General features: G+C 54.0%; 4 protein-coding genes. 2 read left to right on the top strand and 2 right to left on the bottom strand.

Annotation, left to right across the window (positions count from 1 at the left end):
- Positions 1 to 467, top strand: a 467-nt coding sequence (locus tag AC2YIT_RS21325) for a LytTR family transcriptional regulator DNA-binding domain-containing protein (RefSeq protein WP_487280536.1), incomplete at its 5' end; no start/stop codon positions are given.
- Between the two features lie 372 nt (positions 468 to 839).
- On the top strand, positions 840 to 2,273 hold the full coding sequence (locus tag AC2YIT_RS21320; protein WP_487280535.1) for a hypothetical protein: 1,434 nt from the start codon (positions 840 to 842) through the stop codon (positions 2,271 to 2,273).
- A gap of 41 nt (positions 2,274 to 2,314) precedes the next feature.
- On the opposite strand, the gene AC2YIT_RS21315 is transcribed toward AC2YIT_RS21320, so the two are convergent.
- Positions 2,315 to 4,606, bottom strand: coding sequence for a T9SS type B sorting domain-containing protein (locus AC2YIT_RS21315; RefSeq protein WP_487280534.1), 2,292 nt, complete (start codon positions 4,604 to 4,606; stop codon positions 2,315 to 2,317).
- Between the two features lie 35 nt (positions 4,607 to 4,641).
- On the bottom strand, positions 4,642 to 7,458 hold the full coding sequence (locus tag AC2YIT_RS21310) for a DUF7948 domain-containing protein (RefSeq protein ID WP_487280533.1): 2,817 nt from the start codon (positions 7,456 to 7,458) through the stop codon (positions 4,642 to 4,644).
- Positions 7,459 to 7,549 lie beyond the last annotated feature (91 nt).

Here is a 7,549-nt window from a genome sequence, read left to right as displayed (position 1 = left end):
ATATTTTCAATACACTTTACTTTCGCTTTGACTACCTTCCGATCCTGTTGATGCTGATCTTGCCGAACATCTATTTCAGCTTTTTCTACGCTTTTAAAAAGCAGCGGAACCTGACCGGCCGCTTTGAGCCCGGCCATACCGATCCCGGCTTCTCTATCGGCCAGCATGAAATTGCCTATATCTTTCACAATGGCAACGGATGCTACCTGTGCATGAACGACGGGCGGCGCATCCCGCTCAATGCCTCGCTGCACCAGTGTATCGAGCAACTGGATGAATCGCTGTTCTTTAAAGTCAACCGCTGGATGATCCTGCACAAAGAGGCGATCCGCCAGACCAGGCCGGGTACCAGCAACCGGATCGAGCTGGTGCTTACCCCCGAGCACAGCGAGCCCGTCTTTGTCAGCCAGAACTACAAGCCGGCCTTCGCCAAGTGGTATGGCAACGGTATCACAGGTATCAGGTAACCAGTCAAATTGTTACTACGTTTACATGTTACCGTTACATAATCTATCAATCCTTCGCGGTTTCTGAGAGATTGATAAAATATTTTAATAATCCCTGGGCTTTTCCGAGAGATTAATTTGATGATTCACCCATATTTTCTGCATTTTTCCTTGCTTTTAAAAATAGCTTTCGGTTACATTTGAACGGGTCTAACAACTAACTAATACTACACGCTGACGATCCGAACCCAAGCTACCCACTGAAAACAACCGGTTGTCTGAGTCCTGGGGCCTGACCTGATCAGCCATACCCCTGCCTTTGCCCCGACCTTTGCTCGGGGATATCATTGTATTGTTTTCTTACTACTTCAAAATCTCAATTACAGAAAAATCATGAAAGCAAAATTATTTGTGGCCTTGCTGGCTCTTGTAGCCGGCATGCTCTTCTATGCCTGTAAAGAAAACCTGATGCCGGAATCATCAGGCGGAGACAATAAATCAACTGCTCGAATTGCCGCCTGCACGCCCGTAGTATTGTCAGGTACTTACACCAGCCCTTTACATCTGACAAGTGCAAACACTTACCTGTTACGGGGCAATGTGGTCATCGACGGTACGACGCTGACCATTGACGACGGGGTGACCATATTTGGTGAAAAGTCAACACAGGGCGCCTTGATTGTTCTTCCCGATGCGCAGATCGACGCGGAAGGCACCGCGACAAGCCCGATCATCTTTACCTCAGATCAAAATGCCGGATCTCGCGCCCCCGGTGACTGGGTGGGCATATTCATCCTGGGCGAAGCACCCAACAACCAGAGCAATGCCTTATCAATCCTTATCAATGGAACAAGCTACACGGCTGGTGGCAGCGCTCCCACAGACAATGCGGGTATATTCAAATATGTTCAGGTCCACTTCGCAGGTGCGGGAGGCGGGAGCGGAAGTGATGCCCGTTCAGAAAGCGGTGTAGTACTTGGCAGCCTGGGCAGCGGAACGACGATCGAGTATGTCCAGGTTACCAACTCCGGGCTCGACGGAATGGGTATATGGGGCGGCACGGTCAACATCAAGCACGTATTAACGGTCAACAATCAGCGGCATGACTACCGACTGTCTTATGGCTATGTGGGACGCGACCAATTCCTGGCTGCCATAAAGCGGGAAGATGTTGTGGCGCCCTCCACAGCCTTCGGCATGGAAATAACTAACGTTCTGCTTGGCGAAACACAAACGGTTACGCCAAGAACCTATCCAACCATTTCCAATGCAACTTTGCTGGGAGCAAATTACTGCGGCGAAGGGGATTCTGATTTTCGTGACGGAGTGGCTTTCCTTAGAAATGGTTCTGCCAGATTTTACAATAGCGTCGTGTCTTCATACGAACGATACGGGCTGTACATAGAGGGCGATCTGGCTGTTTCTAACACGCCCGCCGGCACTTACCAATTATCTTTCTCCTACAATTCACTGCATGGAATCGCGAGTCCTTACTTTAACTTTTCCGCTAGCGGTTCCTGGGCAAGTGTCGGCGGTTGCGATGTTTCTATGTCAGCTTGGTTTGGGGCCGGGACAGCAGGATGTATACAAACCGGAAACCAAACCACAGTGACCACCCTGGGCTATGATGATAGTTTTTGCGCGGACTATTGTGATGAGTTCAGCCCCAATTTTACACTGGGAACGACTACGCTTTCCGCTGCGAATTTCACCTGGGATACCGGCAGTTTATTTGAGCATCCAACTTACCGGGGCGCGTTTGGAGCCACCGCCTGGGCGACCACATGGATAGATATGTGCCCGCAAACTACCGGGTACTGTATTTAAACAAAAGTGCGCCGGGGTGGAAACCCGGCGCACTGGTTGCTTTACCGGATCAGGTGCAGGTTCCCCTTTAACTTTTTTAGCTTACCGTCGGGCAGTGCCAGTTCAAGGTAATAATGATAGGTCCCCATTTCGCAGGGTTGGCCTTTATAGCTTCCGTCCCAGCCAGGCCGGGCCGATGTTGCCTGGAATACCTGCCTGCCATACCGGTCAAAGACCTGGAACGCGGCGACCTTCTGAAAGGTGATGCCTTCGACACGGAACACATCGTTGAGTCCGTCCCCGTTGGGTGAAAAAGCGTTGGGAACCAAATGTGGCATATCGTAGTCGATATCGATCCGGATATACCCCGTATCCCGGCAGCCATACTCGTTCAGCCCGATTGCCGTAAATAATGTGGGTTGCCTGGGCCAGGCCACAGGGTTCGCCTTGGTAGCCGTATCTAAGAGGCCGGAAGGCCACCAATGGTATAGCATCGCCCCTGCTGCGTGCAGCGTGATGCTGTCACCGTACCGGATCACCGTTTCCGTCGGGTCTACGGTGATCTCTGGTCTGGGGAGCGATCTGAGCTTAATTGGAATATCAGTCATACAGCTCTCGCCTTGCCGGATCGTCAGCAGGTAATCGCCGCCAGATAATCCGTTCACCGTAAAGCCGTTCATATGCGTACCGGTCGCCAGCACATGGCCGTCAGGCCCACGCAGAGAGAACCCAAAACCCGTTGTATCGCTGTTGTTGTGTACGCTGATTTTCAACTCGCCTTCGCAAGCTGCTGCCGTATCGTCTATTGCGGGCAGCGCGGCAAAGTCAACAAAATAGCTGTCTATGGCGATCTTGCAATCCGTGATGCGCTGTAAAGTGTAAATGCCCGGTTCAAACACGGCTCTCTCCCTTTCGGTTTGCCCGTTGTCCCAGCGGTAGCATTGCCAGCCAAAGTCGGCCGCAAGCACAATGCTATCGGCAAAACAACCATGAACAAGGTGATTTTTTCCAGGCAGCGTATCGGGTGGTGGCGGAGCAGTCACAATCTCCCGTTGCAGGCTTATCCCAGCGCTCTTAACCATTTTATTAGAAGGGGTGTAAAGCGCCTCCAACTGAGGATTACAGGAAAGTCCCGCGCCATTCGGTTGATGAATAATGTGGAAGGTCATCTGTGGTGCATTGCACTCGTCAGGATGTTCGTCCAGCAAATAAATCTTCCCGTCTGGTCCCAGCCTGATATCGCCCAACCATGCGGCGTCGGGTAAACAAAGCGTGGGTTCGATGTAATGCGGGTTAGTGAGGATCAGCGTTTTGGAGGCAATAATTGCCGCGGTAGTAGGCATTGAAAGATCATACTGATATACCTTACCATACCAATAAGCTCCATTATTAAACGGCCCGTCATTTTCAGTCACATACAGCTTGCTGTTATCCGGCGAGAAGCAGCCTGCATCGATCCACTGGTTGGTTTCCAGTAACCGTCCGTTGCTGACTTTCCCGCTGCACTTTTCAAAATCGAACAGCTCGACCCCGCCAGGAAAGTTTAGCATCCCGCCTTCAACGCATCCCATTACGAGTAATTTCCCATTGGGTGACGCATGAATGGCTCCCCGCGCACCAGCCGCCGCATATTCGTCCCCACTGCCTATAAATTCATTGATCGGCACGCCCGCTCCATAGTTGCCAAACGGTAGCTGTCCGCAGGGCGAAACCACTGCCGCTGTGTCGATACCCGAAGCGGTTATACGGTAGCTCAAAAAGCTGTTCTCCATTCGCGAACGGATCACCAGCCATACGCCCTGGCAACCCTGTATCGCTGTCATCCGGTCCCCAATCACCGTTCCCCAGCCGGTAAGCTGGATGTTGTGATAGCCCGGCACGATATTACCCAAACCGCCGTTGAGGGTCATGTCAAACAGCGTATAGAACAGGCTGTTGCCCCGCACGACGAAGATAAAATATTGATCCGGATTGCCGGGGCGGGGCACTACCACCGGAAAGCACACGCCCATTTGCCCGTCGCCTACCAATAACCTTGTGCCTGCGATCATCTTTTCATTCCGGTCCCAGATGTGGGGGCCGTAGACATTCCCACCGCCTATACCGAGCTTGACAATGAACCGTAGGTCTCCTGCCGGCCCGCTAACTGCGATAGACCTATGGTAATTCCATACGTGACCCGGCGCGCCATTCAGGGGATGCCCCCGGTAATAAGAGGTATCCCTCAAAGTTGGCGGGTTGGCATTAAAATCCAGTGAATAATTAATCCCAAATAGCCAGATGTTGTTTTCCCCTTGCCCGTAGCTGGTTGCCTTCATCGTCAGCAACAGGATGATAAAAAATAAGCTTCTCATGCCGATATGTTTTTGCAGGCCTTACGGCCGGTAAGTCAATGCTGCCCGATTACCAGTTTTGCAGCTCCGATAGGGTGTCCTTGCTGATCCGAAAGGCGCAGCAGATAAACGCCGATCGCCAGCTGATCCAGGTCCACGACCTGTGTACCTTTACTTAGTTCTTGTGAGATAAGCAGGCGCCCGCTCATGTCGCTAAGCTGCACGCGCGCCTTAAAAGGCAGCTCCAATGTCAGCCGGTCCGCTACCGGATTAGGATACATACGGATACCTTGCTTTGCCAATTCCCAAATCGTTGTAACGTCGCTAACGCTTATCACCTGTGACAACCCGCTGCACCCGTTCGTGTCTGTAACCCTGACGGTATAGTCCCCATTTTGCGAAACGATATACACAGGACCAGAAGCCCCGCTGACCGGCGCACCGCCTCGCTCCCATTGATAAGTTGCAAATGGCTCGGTAGTCTGCAGCGTATCGCCGTTGCGCACAATAACGGCTACCGGCAGGTCATGCACATCCACCGATAGGGTCGTTACCGAACCAGCCCCGCAGGCGTTCTCCGGACGCACGGTTATCGTTCCGCTGTTGTCTGACACAGTGACGATAATCGAATCAGCGATACTGCTGCCACTCCAACCTTGCGGGAGCGACCAGACATAGCTGTCGGCCCCTAACGATCCGGTCGCGTAATACGTATAGGTGCCGCCCGCACAAACAGATGCCGGGCCGGAAACCTGCGTCACTGCCTGTGGCAGGGCGCAGAGCGATATTTTCAGGATAAACCCGTCGGCAGGCAGGCTGATCCCACCCAGCGTGTCCTGGTAAGCGCCCTGCGTCGAAAGAGCCTGATCGCTCGAAGTAAGCCCCACCATATAGACCGCCCCGCCTTCGGTACCGCACAGGGCAAACCCTGTCTCATGCCCGCCATTGCCCGCGTCGGTGGACCAGCCGCCGTAGTAGCTGGCCCATTGGCGCACGCCGCTGGTATCCATAGCCACAATAAATGCATCCGAAAGCCCCGACAAGGTATCCCGTAAAGCGCCGGCGGTACTCATACCGGCCGTGCTCATGGTCATACCGCTTACATAAAGACGGTGATCGTACCGGGAAAAATATACCCCGTAGGCCGCATCGGTACCCGAACCCCCGTAATAGCTGGACCAGATCAATCCGCCGTTATCCGAAAAGCGGGCGATGAAGCCGTCCGCATCCCCGCCTGAGGCGGTCTGGTGCGCCCCCACGCTGGCAATGCCCGAAACGCTGCTTGTCGTTCCGGTCACAAAGACACCGCCGGCCGCCGCAGTCAGTTCCTGCGCCTGGTCGCTTTCGGTGGTTCCCAGGTAAGTCGCCCAAAGGCGCTGACCACTGCTATCGAACTTTGCCAGGTAGGCGTCGTTGCCGCCTGCATGCGTAATTTGATAGGCGCCGGTGCTGGCTATGCCCGCTGTGCTGGTTGTGTAGCCGCACAGGTAAACATTACCCGTCGTTTCGGCCGCCACACCGGTTGCGTAATCGCTCCCGGCATCGCCGTAGTAGGTTGCCCAGGAAAGCATACCGCTCTCCGTAAACCGGGCCAGGAAACCCTCCTGCCCCTGCCTTGTCGTGCGGAAGGCTCCCGGCGTGGCTACCCCGGAGGAACTTGCCGTGCCGCCTGCCAGGTACAAATGTCCCATGCGGTCTGTTGCCACTTTTATGGCCGGGCCTTCGATACCCGTGCCTCCGAAATACGTGCCCCATATCCGGTTGCCAGTCGAATCCATTTTCACCAGGAACGCATCGTAGCTGGTTGCTGTGCCTGCTTTTACCTCTTGGTAACTGCCGGTTGTAGCGATACCCGCCGCACTTTGGGTACGGCCAGCCAGGTACACGTAACCCGCTGAATCAATAGCGACAGATTTACCCTGGTCGATTCCGGTACCGCCATAGTAGGTCGCCCACAGGCAGTCTCCGGACTGGCTGAACCGGGCGAGGTACGCTTCGCCGCCTTCGCTTTGATTGCCGCCAGCATAGCTGGTCTGGTAAGCGCCGGTGGTAGCCACATTATACATGCTATTGGTCGAGCCGCAGAAATAAATACCCCCATGCGTCCCGACCGCAACCGAAGATGCATTGTCGTATTCCCAGCCTCCAAAATAGCTGGCCCAGCTAAGCACCGGGTCGATCACCAGCGTTCCTCGATAGCCTCCTACATCAAATGCGAGCACATCGTCTTCCAATTTAAAGCGGACCGGTATTTTTCTTTTCGTTGCCTGCTCATAAGCCTGGGGAGCGTGCTGGGTCAGCTCACCCAAGGGCGTGGTCGCGGTCAGGCTACCGTCGGCGTTTATACGTAAAGCCGTTGCCCCGCCATAACTGATCCGGATATCGGCCGGGTTACCGCCGGGCTTTACCACAAAGTCGTATTCGAGCCTGCCCAGGTTATCGAAATAATATACCTGGTCAATGCCGTGGTAAACCTGGCGGTAGACCACCCGGCGAAAGATCCGCGCCACAGCGCCGCTTTCGCCGGCAAAGGGAAGATAGTACCGTTCAAAGTAAGATTGCGGCTGTTCCGCCGTGGCCCGGGCGGTACCGCTTGCGCCAAGCAGCGTAATATCCAGCCGGTACAGCTCATAGCTTTCCGCGTCCCTGCCGGGCCTCACCCATTGATAGCAGGATTTCCCATTGCCAATGAAAACACCGGGGCCCGCAGTTGCGGCAGCGGCTACCTTAAAATCTATATCCGGCCTGGATTGGCCGTATTGATCGGTAATCTGCCCGGCATTTTCAACAAAGCGAAGCGGCGCGGCAACTGCCCCTTGCCTGGGCAATAAGATGCAAAAAAGTAGCACAAAGGAAAAGTAGCGATAAGACATTTCAGAAGGTTTAGGAGATTATCATTGCCGGGGAAATAGTGATTCCCCGCTTATCGCTTACAAAAGAAACAAAAAAAACGGCTGTTTTCCA

It is taken from the genome of Dyadobacter sp. SRI_021 (assembly GCF_057586235.1).
This window is presented reverse-complemented; position numbering and strand designations above follow the sequence as displayed.